Here is a 21,962-nt window from a genome sequence, read left to right as displayed (position 1 = left end):
ATGAAACCGTATTTTTTTGATTTTCGCACTTTATTTTTTCAGTTAGTAAGGCAGAAAAAAACGTGCTGTTACTGTAATTGGGTTAATAAACTGCCATTTTTATTGCGTATTTATAAATACCTCTTGTGATTATATTTAAAAAAGTGAGTTCCTTTTGTGCATCAGCTGTAAAGAACTGCAACTGTCAAAGCTGTTTAGAATTTGGAATCTTCCTCTTCCTTAAACAGGTCTATCAAACCTATTTTAAAAGAGTCCATAAATCCTTTCAGCGATTTGCGTTCCTTTACCTTGCTCACTTTTACTTCCATTGGTTCCGGCTCTTCCGCAGCAACATCCAGCACTTCATCCACTGGTGGTTTTTGCAAGGTTTGCGGCACTTCCACCTTGCGGAAATTTTCTTCAAACTGCTTGGCCTTATTTTCATAATCATTGTATCCCTTTAATATTAAACCGATACAAGTGCTGTACATTGGCTTGGCTAGTTCATCTATATGACCACCCGCCAGGTGCTCATTCGGATAACCAATTCTTGCATTCAGACCGGTAACATATTCCGTCAGCTGAATTAAATGCTTTAGCTGTGAACCGCCACCAGTAAGAATTACACCACCATTCAGTAACCTTGTATCCAAACCAACCTGCTTTAAATGATAACTGACAAAATCCATAATTTCGCTCATGCGGGCCTGTATAATACCTGCCAGGTTTTTTACGCTGATTTCTTTTGGTTGCATTCCACGCAAACCCGGTATGGTTATAAATGCATTTGCTTTTGCTTCATCCGCCAACGCACTGCCAAACTGAACTTTCATTTGTTCGGCCTGTGTTTTTAAAACGCCTAACCCATTCTTAATATCGTTGGTTATATTTTCACCCCCGAATGGAATTACTGCGGTATGCTTTAAAATACCTTCATAAAAAACAGCCAGGTCAGTTGTGCCGCCACCAATGTCAACAATAGCAACACCTGCTTCCAGGTCCTGGTCGCACATCACAGCTGCTGCAGATGCCAAAGGCTGCAACACCAAATCCTGTGTTTTTAAACCCGCTTTTTCCACGCTGCGGTTAATATTGCGGATGGCATTTTTATCGCCGGTGATGATGTGAAAATTGGCACCAACTTTCACGCCACTATAGCCAATCGGGTTAGGAATATTCTGAAAATTATCCACCGTAAATTCCTGCGGAATAACATCAATGATCTGGTCGCCGGCTGGAATATAAGTGCGGTACTGATCAGCAATGAGGCGGTCAATTTCCTCCTGCCTGATTTCTTCTTCCGTTGCCTGGCGAACAATATCACCACGGGTTTGCAGGCTTTTAATGTGATGCCCCGCAATACCTACATATACCTCGTTCAATACCAGGTTAGGGTTGGATGCATAGCAGTTTTCCAGTGCAGTCTGAATGGCTTTAATCGTCTGATCAATGTTCAACACCATTCCGTGTTGTACGCCATTGCTGTTGGCACGGCCAAAGCCCAATATTTCCAGCTTACCAAATTCATTTTTACGACCCGCAATGGCGGCAATCTTTGTTGTACCGATATCCAGACCAACAATTACGGGATTGGTATTTGCCACCCCGCTATCGTTTGTCATGTTTTGTTCGTTGCTCATAGTTGTGTGTTTGTATGTGTGTTTGTTTGTGTGTTTGGTTTTATTATGATGCTACTATTTTACTTTTTAATTTTTACTTCTTTGCTTCGACGATCTTCATCATATTGTCAATACTCATTGCCTGGGTTTTTTACCTGTGGCTTAGCTACCGGTTTTGGTAACACTGCCTTTGGCTTTACAATTGGTCTGATAGCTGGCTTTACAACCGCTGGCTTCGGTCTTGCTACTGTGCCCGCAGGTTTTGCAACCACCGGCTTTTTTACACCCACCGAAGCCAGCTTGGGCATTAAAGCTACCAGTGGCTTTGTAACAGCTGCAGGTTTAGTAACGGAAACAATTGACGGAGCTGGCTTATCAGTCGCTCTGCCTCCGGGCTCATCATCCCGCTGTATAGACTGCTGCACCAGGTCGGCATTGGTTGTGTTGTTTTCATTGTCAGCCGTAATCATATGTAACGAATCGTTTGACAGCCGTTCAGTATTTTCAGCGATGGCCTGCATTAGCTGCAGCGTGCGCAAACTGTCTATTGATTTATCTTCTGCTCCTTTTCTTTTTGCCACTACCTGTCCGTTGTATTGTACATTTATTTCACTGTATTTATTCCAACCAGTTTTTACCATTACCTCTTTATAAAACAACTGGAGTTTATAAAATTTGGCAGCCACATCGGTTGCATCGCCAAACACAATAATGGTGTTACCTATTTTGGGCACCATTTCAAAAATGCGTTGCGACGTAATGTCTACCTGGTCTATCATGGCCATATTAAAACTGTCTTTTTGTATGGCCATACTCACGGTCAAAATATCTTTCAGCAAGGCACTGTCCTGCGGCGACAATACTGCTTTATCTGAAGGAAAGCCAGTAAACACGGGCAACCTGGCAGAGAACTTTTCACTGAGCGGCAGCATAGCCAATGAACTGTCAATGTAAAAAGTAGTACCTGCTGTAGTAAATACCCTGGCCACCGGTTCCCGCTCTATCACCTTAACCACCAGCTTATTATTATTGTCAAAAAACAGCTGGGATGTTTTAACCCAGACATCTTTTTGCAGTGCGATTTCGAGTTTTTTTAAATCAAACGCACTCATTGCTTTGCCGGTAACACTGCCGCCTACCACAAATGCTATGGCGTTTGCAATGTCCTTCTTATCAACAAAAAAATTATTATTCACTCCTTCAATCGTTATACTCATGCCACTGCAATGCTGGGCATCTTTTCGCTTTATGGCAGCAACGAGCAACACAATAGCACCAATACCAATGGCAATCCATATGGAGGTCGCTATTTTTTTTACTATTGCTTTTTTTATTACCATGTTAAGCTTCCAATATCTGCCGTAAGGAAAATCTGCGGAGAACGTATTTAATTATTTTTTTTCAATTATTGCTTTTATTGGTTCTATCAATGTGTCAATGTCGCCTGCGCCGGCTGTGATAATTAATGTCCCTTCAAACCCTTCTTCCACGTGCGCTTCCTTTTCCTGTGCCAAATGCTTCAGTAAGTTTTCTTTGCTCAACACCATTTTACTTTCACTGTGCATTCTTTCAATAATCATGTCACTGCTAACTCCCTCCATTGGCAATTCCCTCGCCGGATAAATTGGCAATAAAATTATTTCGTCTGCCAGGTCAAGCACTTCAGCAAAACCATCCGCCAAATCTTTGGTACGACTAAAAAGATGCGGTTGGAAAACAACCACGCATTTTTTATTGGCAAATAATTTTTTTGCGCCGGTTATCAAAGCCCGCAACTCTTCCGGATGGTGCGCATAATCATCTATGTACACCAGTTTTTCCGCTTTTACAATGTATTCAAACCGTCTTTTCACTCCCCTGAAAGCCGCCACCGCATCAGTGATTTTGTTATCGTCAATTTGCAAGTGATGTGCAACACCAATTGCCGCCAGTACATTTTCAATATTGTGCAGGCCACCCATATTCAATACCACGTTTTTTAAAATCGAATTTCCGGCAGAGCCTTCTTTAGCTTTGACTACATCAAAGTGATAGCTACCGTTACTCATTGTAATATTGGTTGCATACACATCAGCATTGCTGTTATCAAGATGATAGGTTAAACGTTGATCGCCTCTCAATTCTTTCCCTCTTTCAAGGCCGAATTTACTGAGCAACAAACCGCCTGGTTTTATACGTGCTGAAAAATCAATAAATGCCTGTTCCATATTTTCAGCCGTGCCATAAATATCCAGGTGATCGGGATCCATGCTGCTGATGATTGCTACGTCCGGACTCAGTTTTAAAAAGCTTCTGTCATATTCATCCGCTTCCACTACACACACATTTTTTTCGCTACCCCAAAAGTTGGTGTCATAATTTACCGCGATGCCACCAAGGAAAGCATTGCAACCAAACCCGCTATGGGTTAGGATATGGGCTACCATTGTACTGGTAGTAGTTTTGCCATGCGTACCTGCAATACAGACGTTATAAGAATTTTCGGTGATTGCCTGCAATACATCGCTGCGTTTTATTACTGTATAATTGTGTTGCTGATAAAAATTTAGTTCTGTGTGATTGACAGGTACTGCTGGTGTGTACACCACTAACTGTACCGCTTTATCAATCAACTCAACGCTATCTTCAAAATGAATGTTAATTCCTTCTGCTGTTAACTGGCGTGTTAATGCCGTAGGCGTTTTATCATAACCACTTACCCGTACACCGATGCTATTAAAATACCTTGCCAGTGCACTCATACCAATACCACCGATGCCTAAAAAATAAATTGCCGCGGTTTCATTTTCTGCTACCGGCTTTATCTTTAGCGAGGTCAATATATTATTGTAGTTGTTCATTTATTTTTTTTGAAACCCGGTGTTGCTGATTTTCCAAATTAATTTAAAGTGTTTCTTTTGTTTCTTCAAGCTGATCAGGCTGCGGCCTGATCCTGCCGGATGGATTGGATTATGTTTTTTGCAACCACTTCATCTGCATTTGTGATCGCCAGTTTACCAATATTATTTTTAAACGTTTCCAATTTTTGTTCATCTTTCACCAATGCAATAATTGACGGCACCAAACTGTTCATGGCATCACTGTCTTTGATCATCATCGCGGCATTTTTATCCACCAGGTTTTTTGCGTTGGCAGTCTGGTGATCTTCCGCAGCAAACGGATAGGGCACAAATAACACTGCCTTTTTTTGTACGCATAATTCTGATACCGACATGGCGCCGCTTCTGCTGATGACTGCGTCTGCCGCAGCATAGGCGTATTCCATCTGCATGATAAAATCGTTTACCCAAATAGTTGCTTTATCATCGGCTGCTTGTTCGGCTGTTAAAAAAAACGGCTTGCCTGTTTGCCAGATCAACTGCAAATCATTTTTTTCAAATTGATCCAGGTGCGCCGCCAGTGCTTCATTTATATTTTTAGCACCCAAACTTCCGCCAATAGACAAGATTGTTTTTTTATAGGGATCCAGGTTAAAGAAACGAAGGGCATCTTCCCTGCTAACGCTACTACTGGCAATACTTTCCCTTATAGGGTTGCCGGTAATCATTATTTTATGAGCTGGAAAAAATTTCTCCATCCCATCCGTTGCTGTATAAATCCGTGTGGCTTTTTTACCCAGCAGCATATTGCTTTTTCCGGCAAAAGAATTGGCTTCGTGTATAAAAGTTTTGATGCCTTTTGATTGCGCAAACCTCAATACAGGGAAACTTGAATAACCTCCTACGCCAATTACGGCAACGGGTTTAAACGTTTTGAAAATTTGCCTTACCTGTAAAAAACTTTGTACCAGTTTATAAGGAAGAGCAATATTTTTTATCAAAGAACTTCTGTTAAAGCCGGCAATATTCAACCCTTCAATTGTATATCCCGCCAGCGGTACTTTTTCCATTTCCATTTTACCTTTGGCTCCTACAAATAAAATTTCTGCTTCAGGTTGTATTTTTTTTAAGGCATTGGCAATTGCTATGGCGGGAAAAATATGTCCGCCGGTTCCTCCGCCTGCGATGATGATGCGTAAAGCAGCCCATCCACCCCCCGAGGGAGAATTCTGAAGAGAAATTATGTTTTGATCATCATTCATTTTTTGGCTACTGCACTTTTTTATTTTTTAATTTTTACTTTTTATTTTCAATTTTTTAGTGGTTTTCTAATTGCTATACTCTTCACGCCCCTTACTGTTTTTTTTGTACAAGTGAGTGACACAACGATGATGCACACAGGACAAAAAGCTGGTCACACAATTTTACTACTCCTCTTCTTCCTGTTGAGAAGATGTGGGCGCTTTTACCTCTGCCAAAACACTTTTTCCTTCCTGCTGCTCCACATTTCTTGCTACACTTAAAATAATGCCTATTGACATACAGGTGAATAAAAAACTACTTCCGCCCATACTGATTAGCGGAAGTGTTACACCTGTATTTGGAAATACATTTACGTTGACACCCATGTTGGCGATGGCTTGAATCACCAGCGTAAAACTAAGGGCCAGCGCCAGGAATGCACCAAATGCAAAAGGGCATTTCCGGTACAGCCTGATACACCGGTACAAAAACAGCAGGTATATAAACACAATAAATGTCCCGCCCAGCAAGCCATACTCTTCCAGTATAATGGCGAAAATAAAATCGCTGTAGGAGTGCGGCAAAAAGTTGCGGGCACTGCTGTTGCCCGGACCAACACCAAACCAGCCACCATTGGCAATAGCAATTTTTGCCTGGTTGATCTGGTATGATTTTTCATTGTCGTCCTCCTTATGGCTGTACATGAAAGTTTGTATACGTCCGATCCAGGTGGGAATCCTTCCGGCAGAAAAAATTGCCGGTAACTCTGCTGTTTTATGCTCTTGCTTGTCGTAATACTTTACAGCGATCGTTAATAAAATAATCACTGGTATCGCAGCAATCCCTATAGTTAGCAAAATGTGTTTGGTACTGATGCGACCAATAAACATCAGCAACAAGCTGGTTGCTGCTACCAGTATAGCAGTAGATAAATTGGCCGGCGCTATCAATACACAGATAATACCCACCGGAATAATGATGGGCAAAAATCCTTTTTTAAAATCTTTTATTACCAGCTGCTTGCGGCTTAATTGCCGGCTCATGTACATGAATAAAGCCAGCTTTGCCAGGTCGGATGTTTGAAAGGTCATGTTGATAACCGGTAGCTTGATCCACCTGCTGCCTTCATTTAATTTGGTTCCAAAAAAGAGGGTGTAAATGAGCAACGGTACAGCTATCAAAAAAAGTATCAGTGCTATCCGGGAATAAATGGTATAGTTTACCCTGTGCGCAAAATAAATAATGATGACGCCTAAAATAATGAACGCAAATTGTTTGAATAAAAAACTCTCCGTGCTTTTGCTGTGCCTGTATGCCAGTGAACCGGTGCTGCTGTACACCACCAGTAAACTTGCCAGCGTGAGGATTACAACGATGGCCCATATCACCCTGTCGCCCCTGGTTTTGCTAACCAGGTTATCGCCCATATTACTGATGTTGGGTGTAAAAAAATCCTTTATGTTGATGTTATCTGCCATTCCTTTTTTTAGGACATTTTATTGTTGATTTTATTAAACAATTTATTTCAATTCACCGTTCGTCTCTTTAGCCACCGTTAGTGGTTTTTAATCAACATAGATTAAACTACTAACGAAGTATAGGTTACTTACAAATTCTTTACTGCCTGTTTAAACTGGTTGCCCCTGTCTTCATAATTTTTGAATAAATCAAAACTTGCACATGCGGGGCTTAACAAAACAACATCGCCCTTGGTTGCAAAATGAAATGCTGCCTGTACAGCTTCTTCAGCCGAAGATGTATTTACCATTGCTGAAACAAGGGTTTCAAATGCCTCGTGAATTTTAATGTTGTCGGCACCCATGCACACAATGGCTTTCACTTTTTCAGCAACCATTTCCTTCATGGTTGAATAATCGTTTCCTTTATCAACACCACCCAAAATCAATACAACCGGCTTCTCCATACTCTCCAGTGCAAACCAGGTGCTGTTTACATTGGTTGCTTTACTGTCGTTAATAAATTCAACGCCTTTTATTGTAGCAACGGGTTCCATGCGATGCTCCAGGGTTTCAAATGTTTGCAGTGCTTCCCTTATTTTTTCCTTTCTTATATCAACTGCTGTTGCGGCTAAACTTGCTGCCATACTGTTATATTGATTGTGTTTACCCTTTAACTTAAAGTCGTCAATGCTCATCTGCATTTCTTCACTTTTCCATTTCAGGTGCATCTTTACATTGGCCAGGTATGCTCCCTGCGGCAATTCTTTACTCATGGTAATTGGGTATAAGGTTGATTTAATGTTGTACTTGTTAATATTTTTTACTGTTGTTTCATCATCCAGACAATAGATAAATACATCTCCGGGTTGTTGATTTTCTACTATCCGAAACTTACTGTCAATGTAATTTTGAATGTTATAATTATACCTGTCCAAATGATCTTCGGTAATATTGGTTAACACCGCCACATCCGGACGAAACGTTTTTATATCATCCAGCTGAAAAGAACTTATTTCTGCAACATACAGTGGCTTCGGGTCGTCAGCTACCTGCTTTGCAAACGAATACCCGATGTTTCCTACCATGGCACAGTCCTTACCACCAAGTTTGCACATATGATAAATCAATGCAGTAGTAGTGGTTTTTCCATTACTGCCGGTGATGGCGATAATTTTGCTATCCCCTTTGTAGCGATAGGCAAATTCTATTTCGCTGATAACCGGTATTCCCTTAGCTCTTATCTTTTTTACCAATTCATTTTTTTCCGAAATGCCCGGACTTTTGATTACCTCATCTGCAGATAAAATTTTGATTTCTGTATGCTGCGCTTCTTCAAAAGCAATTTGGGCCTGCTGCAATTCGGCTCTGTATATTTCTTTGATAGGTCCGCCATCACTTACAAAAACATCATAGCCTTGTTGCTTTGCCAGTAATGCGGCGCCAACGCCACTTTCGCCGGCACCCAATATCGCCAGCTTTTTAGCGTTATTGTTAACTACCGGTTTTTGACCTGCTATGTTTGTTGCTGCATGCATTTATACAAATAAATAATTGCCCGTTAAGGCTTTAAAAAGTGGTTTTTCAACAGCATCAAATTTGACAGAGCATTTGTTCTGTTGATTCAGTTGTTGTAATAGTAAAATAGGTTTTTCAACAGCAAAGAATTTAACAAGGTTCTTTTCAGTTGTTTTCTTATTACCATGGTAATAAAAAATGGTTCTTCAACAGCATAGAACTTAGCGGGTTAGGCTTCAGTTAATTTTCATAATTCGGGATGTACTGGATGAAAAACTTGAATTGGATTTAACTCCTTTTCGTTTCCGGGTTTTTCTAGAAAAAAATTTATCTCAGTTTCAATGTTCCAATGGCCACCACCACACTAAGTATTGTTACAATCCAAAAACGAACTGCTATTTTACTTTCATGATATCCCAGCTTTTGATAATGGTGATGCAGCGGGCTCATTAAAAAAACACGCCGGCCTTCACCATATTTTTTCCGGGTATATTTAAACCAGCTCACTTGTATTACCACGCTTAAATTTTCTACCAAAAAAATAAAACAGAAAAATGGTATCAGTAATTCCTTACGCACAATGATGGCCAATGCTGCTATAATGCCACCCAGGGCAAGGCTTCCGGTATCGCCCATAAAAACCTGTGCCGGGTAACTATTGTACCATAAAAATCCAATACAGGCACCCACAAAAGCGGCAATAAAAATGGACAATTCACCCAGGTTGGGGATGTACATTATATTCAGGTATTCCGCCAGCTTTATGTTACCGCTTACATAGGCAAATATGCCCAAGCCAATACCAATCACCGCACTTACTCCGGTTGCCAGCCCATCCAGTCCGTCTGTTATATTGGCGCCATTGCTTACTGCAGTTACCATAAATATTACGATGATGATATACAGTATGTAAGTATATTCTCTCCAGCTTTGAGGCAACAATTTTGCGTAATTAAATTCGTGGGTCTTTACAAATGGTATGGTCGCAATGGGTGATTTTACTTTTACAAAAAGGTGCTCTTTACCATCAATGGTCACGATATTAAAAGAATCACTCATCAATTTTTGCCCTGAACCAGACAGCGAGTCTTTTACGAAATTAATATCCGGGTTATACACTTCCCTTTGCACCACAACGCTCTGGTTAAAATATAAAGTCGCTCCCACGATGATACCTAACATTACCTGTCCGAAAATTTTGAACCTGCCCGCCAGCCCATCAGCATCACTTTTTTTGTAGGTATCCCCCAGCGCCTGTGCCCTTCGTTTACTCCTGATTTTTAACAAGTCGTCTATAAAGCCGATGGTACCCAGCCAGAGTGTACACAGCAACATCAACCGTATGTATACCTTATCCAGGTTTGCAAGAAGTAAGGTTGGTATTACGATAGCCAGGATGATAATGATACCGCCCATTGTGGGGGTACCTTTTTTCTGCTGTTCACCGGCCAGGCCCAAATCACGCACGCTTTCACCCAGCTGCCTGGTTTGTAAAAACCTGATCAGCCGTTTACCAAATACCGTTGTTATCACCAGGCTGAGAATAACCGCCAACAGTACCCTGAAGGTGATAAACTCAAACACGCCACTGCCAGGGAATTTGATTCCATTTTGTGTTAGCCAGCGAAATAAGTGATACAGCATGTTTTGTTATCTTTATTAATTTGCTACTTTTTAATTTGCTAACTCGTTACTTGTCCAGCAACTCAAACATTTCATTTAATATTTTTTTGTCATCAAAATCATACTTCACTCCTTTTATCTCCTGGTATTTTTCATGGCCTTTGCCGGCTACCAAAATAATGTCCTCTTTAACAGCCAGGCTCACTGCAGTTTTGATGGCTTCTCTTCTGTCGGCGATGGTGATATACTTTTTTCTTGCTACCACATTTACACCTTCTTCCATCTCCTTTAATATTTCCAGCGGATCTTCACTTCTGGGATTATCAGCTGTAAAAATTACACGGTCGCTGTGTTCACATGCAGCTGCTGCCATGATAGGCCGCTTTGTTTTATCCCTGTCGCCACCGCAGCCTACTACAGTAATAATGTGCTCGTTGCCCTGCCTTAATTTTTTGATGGTGGCCAATACATTCAGCAACGCATCTGGCGTATGCGCATAATCAACAATGCCGATAATCCGGTCGTTTGCACTTACCATATAGTCAAATCTTCCCTCTGCTCCATCCAGGCTACTCAACACCTGCAATACATTACCCTTTTCTTCACCCATACAAATAGCTGCACCATATACAGCCAGCAAATTATAGGCATTGAACTCGCCGATTAACCTGAAATAAACTTCGCTGTCGTTCACCAGCATATGCAAACCAACGAGGCTGTTCTCTAAAATCTTCCCTTTAAAATCAGCCATTGTTTTAAGGCTGTAGAAATATTTTTTTGCCGCAGTATTCTGCAACATCACCGCACCCCTTTTATCATCTGCATTGCTGATGGCAAAGGCCGTAGCCGGCAAAGCATCGAACCAGGATTTTTTTACACGGATGTATTCATCAAATGTTTTATGATAATCCAGGTGATCGTGGGTAATATTGCTAAACAACGCCCCACTGAATTGTAATCCTGTAATTCTGTGCTGGTGGATAGCATGACTACTGCATTCCATAAATACCATTGTGCAGCCAGCATCCACCATCTTTTTCAATAACGCGTTTACACTGATGACATCGGGTGTGGTATGGGTAGATGAAATCACTTCATCCCCAACCTGGTTTTGTATAGTACTTATCAAACCACATTTATAGCCCAATGCTGTGAAGAGCTTCCAGAGTAAAGTAGCGATGGTTGTTTTGCCATTGGTGCCTGTAACCCCCACCAACTTCAATTTCGAGGAAGGTTCATCATAAAAATTATGACTCATAAAACCGGCGGCTACTGCACTGTTCTCTACTTCCACATAGGTAACACCATCTTTCAAACTGGCAGGCAATGCTTCACAAACAATTGCAGCCGCGCCATTTTCAACCGCTGTATTTATAAACTGATGCCCATCTGAAAGAGTACCCCGAATGGCTATAAAGCAAGAGCCCTGGCTCACTTTGCGTGAGTCAATCTGCAGATCTTTTATTGCTGTATTGGTATTACCCTTTACAGTCCGCAGACTTACTTTATATAAAATATCTTTCAGCATCAATTTAAAAATAGTGTTATAGTTGTTCCCTTTTTAAAAGCAGCTCCGGGTGGTAATGATTGATTTAAAACCCTTCCCCGTCCGGTAGCCATTACCTTCAATCCTTTATTTTCCATCAGGTACACAGCATCTTTTAATCCCATTCCAATCACTGCCGGAATGATGGCAGTACCCGTTGTTGTATAGGCTGTTGTTTTTAAAACAGCTGCGTTATTTTGCATGGTGGTCGACCGCCAGTAGCCCCCGCCAGCGGAATCTTTATAAGGCAGCTTAAGGGTATTAAAGATGGATCCCCACTCATTCTTCATTCCGTAATAATTGTACTTTGTTGTATCAACGGATGTAGTGATGAATTTTTTGCTGCCTAAGAAACGGCCATAAATACGATCACTTATTTCTTTAAACACAGTACCCGACACATCTGCACCGTACACTAATTTTGATTCGTTGCTGTTTTGAATCACCACAGCAACAGTATACTTTGGCTGATTGGCAGGGAAATAACCAATAAAGGAAGCCTGGTAAATTTTATTTCCTTTGTTATATCCTTTATTATTAAGTGCTGTAACTGCAGTACCTGTTTTGCCTGCAATAGCGTATGCACTGTCAAATAAAATTTTATGTCCTGTTCCGTGTACGCTGTCAACCACTGCCTGCAAACATTCTTTTAGCTGGGCAAGTGTTTCATCGCTGCAAATTTTTTCCACTACTACCTGCGGATGTATCGTCTTAATATCTGCGCCATATTCCCGGAATGAATTTACCAGGTAAGGCTTCATCATTTTGCCGTTGTTGGCTACCGCATTGTAAAGCATCAGCATATGCAGCGGTGTTACCAGTTCTTCATAACCATGTGCCATGAAAGGTATAGTGGTATTCGCCCAGCTGCGGTTAGCCGGCTTTTTAATCAACGGCCTCCCGGATGCCGCGGTGATATCAATACCTGTAATGGTATCCAACCGCAGGTGATGCAAATGCTCTATAAATTTGGATGGTTGTGCGTGGTAATACTGGTCAGCCATTTTTGCAAAAGCAACGTTGCTGCTTGCTGCAAAAGCATCCTTCACCGTCAGTACATGGTTGGGATGCGTGTCGTGAATCTTTAAACCGTAAAACTGCTTTACTCCTCCCTCACAATCTATCAGCGAATTTTTGGTTACGTATTTATCTTCCAGCAAACTTAACAGGGTGGCGAGTTTAAAGATGGAACCCGGCTCAGTAGCTTTACCAATTCCATAATTTAAATCCTCGGCATAAATGCTGTTGCCTGCCTGGTCTTTTTGCACCGTACCATCTGCATTTTTCAACTGGCCCAAATTGGCAATGGCTTTTATTTTACCGGTAGCTGTTTCCATCACAATCGCAGTTCCGTGCAATGAATTATTGCCAACCAGCATTTTCATCAATGCATTTTCTGCTACATCCTGCATGTAAGTATCCAGGGTAGTGATAACATCTTTACCATTTTCCGGTTCCAGTTCTGCACCTTCCACCGGCATGTAGGCGCCGGCAATGTATCGCATCAAACGCTGCCCGCTGGTGCCTCTCAGCACACTGTCATAGCTCTGTTCTATACCCACATTTCTGGTAGCATTGTCTCTTGATAAACCAATTGTTCTGTTAGCCAGCAACACATACGGATTGATGCGCTTATCCCTCGGATCAATAATGAACCCGCTTTTATTCCTCCCCTGTTTTACCAATGGAAACTCACGTAACTGAGCGTATTCTACAAATGATATCTTTTTTTTCAAGGTATAATAGCGGTCCTCATTTTTATAGGCCAGCTGCATTTCTTTTTTATAAGCGGCACTTGTTTTATCCTTAAACAGCCGTGCCAGGTAAATACTCAGCGAGTCCACATTTTCTTTAAACCGTTTGCCCCCTTTTTCTCTTAAACCATCTGCTCCAAAATCAACATACACGTCAAAAATCGGGATGGATGTACTCAGCATATTCCCATCTTCACTGTAAATCGTACCTCTTTCTGCTTCCAGCGGCATATATTTTAAATGCAGACTGTCACCCATCCTGCTCCAGAATTTACCTTCAACGGTTTGAATATAAAATGCCCTGCCTATCACAATTGCACCCAGTACTATCATCACAATAAAACTGAGGTACACCCTCCATAATATGTCTTTTTTTATATCCAAAATACTGATCGTCCTGGCCGCTTATTTCTTCGTTTTAAAGAAAGACCCCAACGGCTTTATATGCTGATTAAATATTTTTCATTCTTATTATGCCCCTGAGATTTACCGGAAGCTACCGTTTTGCCGCAGCGATACTATCCAGCAAAACCGGCGCGGTGGTAAGTTCTCTCAATCCCAGTGGCTCTACCGCCTTGGCCAGTTCACTTGCCTTACTTCTAAAAATCACTTCGCTTTTGATGGTCTTGTATTCGTATTCCAGTTCCTTAATGTGCTTTTCCGTTGCGCCAATCTTTCTTGTTATTTTATCTTCATAATGACCGTTGTAGATATACAATACGGCCAGCACCGCTAAAAATAAAAAGAAGGGAATATTTTCAACTACCCATTGATGGTTTAAAAACCGCCTCCAGTCTGCTTTACGTCCTGGTGCTTTGCCTGATGTTTTTATATTTTCTTCCACTTTTAATTAATTGTTTTGTCAAATCTTTGCCTTAGTTCAGCAGTTAATTGCACCTGGCATCATACGTCTGATTTTCTTTCTGCCACTCTAAGTTTGGCGCTTCTTGATCTTTTATTTTGTTTTGTTTCTGCAGTGCCCGGCAGAATCGGTTTTTTGGTAATTACCAGCAACGGGCTTTCCGGTCTGCCGCCATAAATATCATCCGCCTCCGTGTCTGTAAAACTGCCAGCTTTAAAAAAATTCTTTACTAACCGGTCTTCCAAAGAGTGAAAAGTAATGATAGCCGCCCGGCCACCGGGCTTTAATAATGCGGGAATTTGCTGCAGCAATTCTTTTAAAGCTCCCAACTCATCGTTCACTTCAATACGCAGCGCCTGAAATACCTGGGCAAAATATTTTTGAGGATTCCCTTTCACAACAGATTGTACGGCCTGTTTAAATTCATTGATTGTTTTAATGGATGTTAAGGCCCTTTGCTGAACGATTGTTTTGGCAAGTGTTTTTGCATTGGTTACTTCCCCGTATTGTTCAAGCATTTTATGCAATTGCGATTCTGTAAAAGTTTTTAAAATGGCAGCAGCTGTAATGGTTTGCCGCTGGTCCATCCTCATATCGAGGTCGGCATCAAACCGTGTGGAAAAACCTCTCCCGGCTTCATCAAACTGGTGGCTCGATACACCAAGGTCAGCCAGAATGCCCTCCACCTTTGTTATTTTATGCAGGCGTAAAAAACGTTGCAGGTGACGAAAATTTTGAGGTATAAAAATCACCCGTTCATCATCAGGCAAATTTTTCCTGGCATCATCATCCTGGTCAAACGCTACCAGCTTTCCCTTTTGGCCCAGGCGTTGTAAAATGGCACGACTATGACCGCCACCGCCAAAGGTGCAATCCACATACACACCATCAGGCTGTATTGACAAGGCATCTATTGACTCGTTCAGCAAAACCGGCACGTGGTAACCAGCTTCTGCGTCTTTTTGATTGTTTGGCAGCTGTTGATTTTCCTCTTCCATACCTTTCAATTGATCTGCGTTTTTAGCTTTCGGATTTTGACCCCATTACTTCATCCGCCATTTTTTTGAACTCATCCTGTGAAAAAGATTCAAAGAACTCTTTGTATTTAATTTTATCCCAGATTTCAATTTTATCACCAATAAATATCAGCACGGCATCTTTCACCAAACTTGCATATTCCATCAAATTTTTTGGCAGTAACAACCTTCCTGCCGTATCAAGTTCTACCTTTGAAGCACCGTTTAAAAAACGTCTTTTAAAAGCACTCGCCTTTATGTCGAAATCATTCAGCTTACTTACTTTGGCGTACAAAATATCCCAGCTCTCCATGGGATATAAACTCAGGCAGCTGTCTAATCCCCTGTTGATAACAAACTGGTGTGCCCCTTCTTCTACCAACTGCTTTTTTAAAGCAGCAGGTACAAGAAACCGTCCCTTGGGGTCGATTGTAACCTCGTATTCGCCAAGAAAACCTGTCATTTACAGCTGAATTACACTTAATGAATAAATATTCACACAAAATAACACTTTTTCCCACCTTCTTACCAAATAAGGGAAAAAGATTTTTATCCACAGCTGAAGAATTAACACCAGTACAAGTATCAGCCGAAAAAGCACGTTATTTATGTTAATAACCTTGTGGATTACTGTGCGTTTTATGTGGATTACTCAGGGCGAATGTGATTTCAGCAAGTTTTACTGGAAGTGGCACACTAAAATATCCGGCGGATGCATCATCCTAAACAACAAAACCGACAATGTAAACAAGGAAGCAAGGCTTTTAATTTTTCAGACTATTTTAATTGGCCGATCATATTTAGAAGTAAGTAAGCTTCATTTTTTGTTGTCGGAATTGAGAAAGTCAATCCAACATCCTATGATAAAAAACAAACAAACTATGCGAGTAAAACACGCTGGTGAATCAGTTTGCCGGCAGTAAAATCAGGTGAAGCAAATTGTATTTTATCCGGGAAGGGGTTCACCGGCCAATTCGTGGATGAATAGTAAAGAGCAGGTGTGTGAATATTAAATTAACTGGTATTGTCTAAGCCCTTATTAACGGAAAGCTCAGCAAAAAACTGGTTCCCTTACCCACCACACTTTCTGCCTTGATAGTACCCTTGTGAGCTTCTACCATCGTTTTTACATAACTTAATCCCAGGCCAAACCCTTTTACGTTGTGCAGGTTTCCGGTATGCGCACGGTAAAATTTTTCGAAGATCCTGCTGAGGGTTTCTTTGTTCATGCCAATACCGTTGTCCTCAATTTTTATTTTAAACGTGTTGCCGGAATTTTGCGTACTGATTTTTATCAGCAGGTTATCACCGGAGTATTTTACGGCATTATCAAGCAGGTTGCTTACCAGGTTGGTGAAGTGTACATCGTCTGCCATCAGCAAATCATTGGCGGCTCCAAAATGTACATTAAGACGCCCGTGTTTTTCTTCTACCTGTAAATTGATATTGTTTAAGGCGCTGTTTATTAATTCGTGTGCATGCAATTTTTTCAGGTTTAACTGAACCTCCTGCTTATCCAGCAAAGCTGCCTGCAGTATGGTTTCTACCTGTTTATTCATGCGCTTATTTTCTTCTTTTATGATGCCGGTAAAATAGTTCATTTTTTCCCTGTCATTGATCACCTTCTCATTTTTCAACGCATCTACAGCAAGTGAAATAGTAGCAAGCGGCGTCTTAAACTCATGCGTCATATTGTTGATGAAATCAGATTTGATTTCACTCAGTTTTTTCTGTTTGATGAGCGCCCTTACTGTGATAAAAAAGGCACAGATAATAATGATGGTGAAAACAATTGCGCCAACGATAAACCAAGTCATGGATTGCCAGACAAAACTTTTTACATGTGGCACAATCAGAATCAATACTTCATCAGCCGACAGCCCTTCTGACAAGCTGCCCGGAGATGGTTCCAACGGCACCACTACAGGTTTATTGTTTGCAGAATCGTTGTACACTTTCACAAAGTTGTCTGATTGCATTTCTTCCACAACAAGCGTAGTTGAACCAATAGCAAATTCAAAAGGAATATTTTCCAGGTTTTGTTTTTCAAAAGCCTTCCGGATAATCTGCCTTATTTCATCTTTAGAATACCGTTGTGAAATAGTCGGTCTGAAGATATCTCTTTGCAATCCTTCACTTGGAAAAATGAAGCCTCCCTTTTTGGTGAGTGGTATTAAATTCCCTTTTTCCGACATCAGGTCTACCGATGCCTGATAAGTGGCCATTGCAACGTGATCCCTGAACTTTTGTTCGCCTGAAAGCAGCGAGCCTTTTATCCAAAGTATCTGAAAGAAAATAATTCCCAACAGTGATAGAAATATTAAAACAGTAATAACGGGAAAAATTTTCTTCATGCTTGCAAAAGTAAATTACTCAGGGGCTTTTAGCCGGTTATGGTATTGTAAAAGGTAAATTTAACGAAGGTTTTAGAACTAAATCACATTTCAAAAATAAGCCACTGATTATTTCGGTAACATAAATAATTGAATTATTTTACAAACATGATTTCTCCCGCTGCAGGTATATTATTAATAGCCGATCCTTTTTTGAAGGACCCGAATTTTATGCGCACGGTAATCTTTATTTGCGAACACCAGCAACAGGGTAGTTTTGGCTTTGTACTAAACAAACAATTTGAACAAACCCTGGATGAACTGATGACCGGCTTTGACGGGTTTCCGATACCAGTTTATTACGGCGGCCCGGTGCAAATGGATACCATACATTTTTTGCATCAGTACCCCGAAGAGGTGCCTGGCGGTCTGGAAGTAATGAAAGGCGTTTACTGGGGAGGCGATTTTGAAAAACTTTCTGAAATGGTTAAAACCCAGCAGCTGGATTTTAATAAGGTGCGTTTTTTTATTGGTTACAGCGGCTGGAGTGAAGGCCAGTTAAACAATGAGCTGAAAGAAAAAAGCTGGCTAACGGTAACGGCTACACGAAACCTGGTATTTCACCCGTCGCCGGATGATATTTGGAAAGATAGCCTTAAACATTTGGGCGGCGATTATGAAATGATGATCAATTTCCCAATTGATCCGCTGCTCAATTAAACATAGTCCAATATATTTTTTTCGGTGCCAAAGCTTCATTATTTAGATGGCAAATATTTGGATACTTACAAAAAACTGTTACTTTTTATTCACTCAATTTCTAATTCCCTTATCATTAAAGGATGTTTTACCAAATCGTAAAAAAAGTAGCAAGAGTTGCTATTAAATTTTACTGCCGGGATATCAAAATTAACCAGAAAGCTTTGCTGAAAAATAAGGGCCCGCTATTGCTTGCGGTAAACCATCCCAACTCATTTTTAGACGCTATTATTCTCTGCACTTTATTTGACGAGCCGGTTTATTCGCTGGCCCGGGGTGATGCTTTTAAAGGAAAATTGATCAGCGTCTTTTTGCGTTCTTTGAAAATGTTGCCTGTATACAGGGTGAGTGAAGGCGTAGAAAACCTGGAGGAAAATTACTCTACTTTTTCGGCTTGCATTGAGCTGTTTAAGAATAATGGTATTGTTTTGATTTTTACAGAAGGCAGGTCGGAAAATGAATGGCATTTGCGTCCGTTGAAAAAAGGAACTGCCAGGCTTGCACTTACAGCCTGGCAGCAAAATATTCCTTTAAAAATACTGCCAATTGGCCTTAATTATAATAGCTTCTTCTTGTTCGGAAAAAATGTGCATGTTAATATCGGCGACTGCATCGGATCAGACATAATGAAAAATACGGACGGTGAAAATGGCCGGCAACTCAACAATATCACGGGCGCCATACAGCAGCAGTTGCAACAAAGGGTGTATGAAATTGATTCCACTGATCGTCAAAAAAAACAGACCACCTTCCGGATAAAGTTCAGCAAAATCAAAACGGCTTTGTTGCTTTTGCCCGGATTTGCCGGTTTAGTTTTACACTGGCCATTTTATTTTATCCTGAAAAAATTGATTGAAAAAAAGGCTGCCCTGTCAGGCCATTTTGATTCAATCATCGTAGGCGCATTGCTGATCTTTTATCCCTTTTTAATTTTATTCTGGGCGCTGGTTGCTCAATTTTTTTTAGGTGACTACCGGGCAATTGTTATTGCAGCTGCATTGCCAGTTTGTGGCTGGTGTTGTATGCAGCTGAACAGACAGATAGATTAAACTCATAAAAGAACAGTATCATGCCTTGTCGCATAACACAGGCCAGCTAATCAGCCGGCCTGTGTTATAAAATAATATTAAATGCGTATTTACAACTGATATTTAAAATCAGCTTCTTTTACATCCCTGCTGTTGCCACCAATAAATAATTTAAAATCGCCTGGCTCGGCAACATATTTCAAATCGCTGTTGTAAAATTTAAGATCAGCGTTGCTAATGGTAAAAGTCACTTTTTTTGATTCACCCGCAGCCAATGTAATTTTTTGAAAACCTTTTAATTCTTTTACCGGCCGGGTGATAGACCCCACCAAATCGCGGGTGTACAATTGCACTACTTCCTTGCCGGCCCTGTTACCGGCATTGGTCACCGTTACGGTTGCCGTAATGGATTGGTTTCCCTTTATTGTTTTGCTGCTTAAAGTAATATCGCTGTAGGAAAAACTGGTATAACTTAAACCGTAGCCGAATGGATACAATGGATCGTTGGATACATCCAGGTAATTAGAGCGGAATTTTTGAAACCACTGCCCTTCAGGCAAGGGGCGACCGGTATTTTTATGGTTATAATACAAAGGCACCTGGCCAATATTCTGGGGAAAAGTTGTACTCAATTTTCCGGATGGATTTACGTCTCCGAACAAGACATCGGCAATTGCATCTCCTGCTTCTGTTCCACTGAACCACACATCTAAAATAGCAGGCACATGCTCGTTCTCCCATGTTAAGGTTAAGGGTCTTCCGGCAAACAATACAAGCACAACAGGCTTGCCGGTTTTCAATAAAGCTTCCAGTAATTCCTGTTGTAATTTTGGAATACCAATGTCCGACCGGCTGGCAGACTCGCCACTCATTTCTGATGACTCACCTACAGCAGCAACAACAACATCTGCCTGGCTGGCAATATCAAGTGCTTCCTTCAGGATAACTTCCTTTGGCCGCCTGTCTCTGTGCAACGATTTACCAAACATGGTACCCCGCTCTTCAATCATGCTATCTGCATCGAGATTAGATCCTTTAGCATATAAAACTTTCCCCTGGTTACCTACTGCACTTTTCAATCCTTGTAACACAGATATTGGTGTAGAGAAATCAGTAGCCACGCTCCAGGTGCCGGGCATGTTTTCCTTCGCATCTGCCAATGGGCCAATCAATGCAATGGTTGCACTTTTTTTAAGGGGTAATAATCCTCCATTATTTTTCAGCAACACAAAGCTTTCGCCCGCAATTTCCCTTGCCACTTTTCTGTTGGCTGGTGTAAATATTTCTGTGGCGGCACGCTGCTCGTTGCAATATTTGTATGGGTCTTCAAACAAGCCTAATTTATATTTTGCTTCCAGTACCAACCGGCATGCTACATCTATCTGCTGTTGTGTCACCTTCTTTTCTTCCAGTGATTTTTTTAAAGTAGTCAAAAAACCTTCGCCGACCATATCCATATCAACACCTGCTTTTAAAGCCAGTGCCGAAACCTGTTGAAGATCACCTATGCCATGCGCTTCCATCTCATTGATGCCGGTATAATCTGTTACCACAAATCCTTTAAACCCCCACTGGTTGCGCAATACATCGGTCATTAAAAATTTATTGGCGGTAGCTGGTATACCATCTACTTCATTAAAAGAGGCCATCACACTTCCAACGCCGGCATCTACAGCTGCCTTGTATGGTGGCAGGTATTCGTTGTACATTCTCACCCTGCTCATGTCTGTTGTATTGTAATCGCGGCCGGCCTCAGCAGCACCATACATAGCATAGTGTTTAACGCACGACATAATGGTATTGTTCTTAGAAAGATCATTTCCCTGGTAACCTTTAACCATTGCCGCAGCAATTCTCGATCCGAGGTAAGCGTCTTCCCCGTTACCTTCTGAAATCCTTCCCCAGCGTGGATCACGGCTGATATCCACCATCGGGCTAAAGGTCCAGCAAATACCATCGGCACTGGCTTCTGTGGCTGCAACGCGGGCTGCTTTTTCCACCAGGTTCATATCCCAGATACACGACATGCCTAACGGAATGGGAAAGGTTGTCTGGTAACCGTGAATGACATCCATACCAAAAATCATCGGAATTTTTAAGCGGCTTTCTTCGACCGCTACTTTTTGTACCGCCTTAATTTTAGCGACCGATTTAATGTTGAAAAGACCTCCCACTTTTCCTTCCCGTATTTTTTTACCAATATCAGAATTGGATGCCTGGCCGGTAACAATATCACCCGCACCGGGTAAGTTTAATTGGCCCAGTTTTTCGTCCAGGGTCATTTTTTTCATGAGTACATCAATGAAGGTTTTCATTTTAACAGCATCACTATTTTGTGCTGCTGCCTGCAGCGAAATAGAAAACAGTACTACTGCCAGGACTTTTGTAAGCAATTTCATGTTGTTGG

General features: G+C 41.2%; 16 protein-coding genes. 2 read left to right on the top strand and 14 right to left on the bottom strand.

All coding sequences use genetic code 11. The annotated features are described in order from the left end of the window. Nucleotides 1–194: 194 nt before the first annotated feature. From ftsA to QWZ08_RS18965, 13 genes are all read right to left on the bottom strand, one after another. Nucleotides 195–1,619: a cell division protein FtsA gene (gene ftsA / locus QWZ08_RS19025; RefSeq protein WP_290339117.1), complete on the bottom strand. Its 1,425-nt coding sequence runs from the start codon at nucleotides 1,617–1,619 to the stop codon at nucleotides 195–197. Between the two features lie 107 nt (nucleotides 1,620–1,726). Continuing rightward, nucleotides 1,727–2,938 carry a hypothetical protein gene (locus tag QWZ08_RS19020; protein ID WP_290339116.1) on the bottom strand — a complete coding sequence of 404 codons (1,212 nt, stop codon included), beginning with the start codon at nucleotides 2,936–2,938 and terminating at the stop codon, nucleotides 1,727–1,729. A gap of 51 nt (nucleotides 2,939–2,989) precedes the next feature. Next, the gene (gene murC, locus QWZ08_RS19015) at nucleotides 2,990–4,438 is read right to left on the bottom strand and encodes a UDP-N-acetylmuramate--L-alanine ligase (protein ID WP_290339115.1); all 1,449 of its coding nucleotides are present in this window, start codon (nucleotides 4,436–4,438) and stop codon (nucleotides 2,990–2,992) included. 74 nt (nucleotides 4,439–4,512) lie between these two features. Further along, complete coding sequence (murG, locus tag QWZ08_RS19010) at nucleotides 4,513–5,679, bottom strand: undecaprenyldiphospho-muramoylpentapeptide beta-N-acetylglucosaminyltransferase (protein WP_290339114.1); 1,167 nt, start codon at nucleotides 5,677–5,679, stop codon at nucleotides 4,513–4,515. Nucleotides 5,680–5,844: 165 nt separating this feature from the next. Next, nucleotides 5,845–7,137: an FtsW/RodA/SpoVE family cell cycle protein gene (locus QWZ08_RS19005; protein ID WP_290339113.1), complete on the bottom strand. Its 1,293-nt coding sequence runs from the start codon at nucleotides 7,135–7,137 to the stop codon at nucleotides 5,845–5,847. Between the two features lie 128 nt (nucleotides 7,138–7,265). Next, nucleotides 7,266–8,654, bottom strand: coding sequence for a UDP-N-acetylmuramoyl-L-alanine--D-glutamate ligase (gene murD, locus QWZ08_RS19000; protein ID WP_290339112.1), 1,389 nt, complete (start codon nucleotides 8,652–8,654; stop codon nucleotides 7,266–7,268). A gap of 307 nt (nucleotides 8,655–8,961) precedes the next feature. Beyond that, on the bottom strand, nucleotides 8,962–10,278 hold the full coding sequence (mraY, locus tag QWZ08_RS18995) for a phospho-N-acetylmuramoyl-pentapeptide-transferase (protein ID WP_290339111.1): 1,317 nt from the start codon (nucleotides 10,276–10,278) through the stop codon (nucleotides 8,962–8,964). 46 nt (nucleotides 10,279–10,324) lie between these two features. Further along, nucleotides 10,325–11,785 (bottom strand): UDP-N-acetylmuramoyl-L-alanyl-D-glutamate--2,6-diaminopimelate ligase, encoded by a 1,461-nt coding sequence (locus QWZ08_RS18990; RefSeq protein ID WP_290339110.1) that lies wholly within the window; start codon nucleotides 11,783–11,785, stop codon nucleotides 10,325–10,327. Continuing rightward, the gene (locus tag QWZ08_RS18985) at nucleotides 11,785–13,911 is read right to left on the bottom strand and encodes a penicillin-binding protein (protein WP_290339109.1); all 2,127 of its coding nucleotides are present in this window, start codon (nucleotides 13,909–13,911) and stop codon (nucleotides 11,785–11,787) included. The genes QWZ08_RS18990 and QWZ08_RS18985 overlap by 1 nt, the downstream gene beginning before the upstream one ends. Before the next feature lie 142 nt (nucleotides 13,912–14,053). Then, nucleotides 14,054–14,401 carry an FtsL-like putative cell division protein gene (locus QWZ08_RS18980; protein WP_290339108.1) on the bottom strand — a complete coding sequence of 116 codons (348 nt, stop codon included), beginning with the start codon at nucleotides 14,399–14,401 and terminating at the stop codon, nucleotides 14,054–14,056. A gap of 59 nt (nucleotides 14,402–14,460) precedes the next feature. After that, on the bottom strand, nucleotides 14,461–15,417 hold the full coding sequence (gene rsmH / locus QWZ08_RS18975; protein WP_290339107.1) for a 16S rRNA (cytosine(1402)-N(4))-methyltransferase RsmH: 957 nt from the start codon (nucleotides 15,415–15,417) through the stop codon (nucleotides 14,461–14,463). 22 nt (nucleotides 15,418–15,439) lie between these two features. Next, complete coding sequence (gene mraZ, locus QWZ08_RS18970; protein WP_290339105.1) at nucleotides 15,440–15,898, bottom strand: division/cell wall cluster transcriptional repressor MraZ; 459 nt, start codon at nucleotides 15,896–15,898, stop codon at nucleotides 15,440–15,442. A 565-nt stretch (nucleotides 15,899–16,463) separates the two neighbouring features. Further along, nucleotides 16,464–17,789: a sensor histidine kinase gene (locus QWZ08_RS18965; protein ID WP_290339104.1), complete on the bottom strand. Its 1,326-nt coding sequence runs from the start codon at nucleotides 17,787–17,789 to the stop codon at nucleotides 16,464–16,466. Nucleotides 17,790–17,936: 147 nt separating this feature from the next. Here QWZ08_RS18965 and QWZ08_RS18960 point away from each other — a divergent pair, with 147 nt between their 5' ends. Both QWZ08_RS18960 and QWZ08_RS18955 read left to right on the top strand, forming a co-directional pair. Next, complete coding sequence (locus QWZ08_RS18960; RefSeq protein ID WP_290339103.1) at nucleotides 17,937–18,488, top strand: YqgE/AlgH family protein; 552 nt, start codon at nucleotides 17,937–17,939, stop codon at nucleotides 18,486–18,488. 122 nt (nucleotides 18,489–18,610) lie between these two features. Then, complete coding sequence (locus QWZ08_RS18955) at nucleotides 18,611–19,576, top strand: 1-acyl-sn-glycerol-3-phosphate acyltransferase (protein ID WP_290339102.1); 966 nt, start codon at nucleotides 18,611–18,613, stop codon at nucleotides 19,574–19,576. Between the two features lie 89 nt (nucleotides 19,577–19,665). On the opposite strand, the gene bglX is transcribed toward QWZ08_RS18955, so the two are convergent. After that, complete coding sequence (gene bglX, locus QWZ08_RS18950; protein WP_290339101.1) at nucleotides 19,666–21,954, bottom strand: beta-glucosidase BglX; 2,289 nt, start codon at nucleotides 21,952–21,954, stop codon at nucleotides 19,666–19,668. Nucleotides 21,955–21,962: the final 8 nt, after the last annotated feature.

The sequence above is a fragment of the Ferruginibacter paludis genome (assembly GCF_030409685.1).
GTDB classification, from domain to species: Bacteria; Bacteroidota; Bacteroidia; order Chitinophagales; family Chitinophagaceae; genus Ferruginibacter; species Ferruginibacter paludis.
Note: the sequence above shows the minus strand (reverse complement) of the source record. Positions and strands in the feature narration are given on the sequence as shown.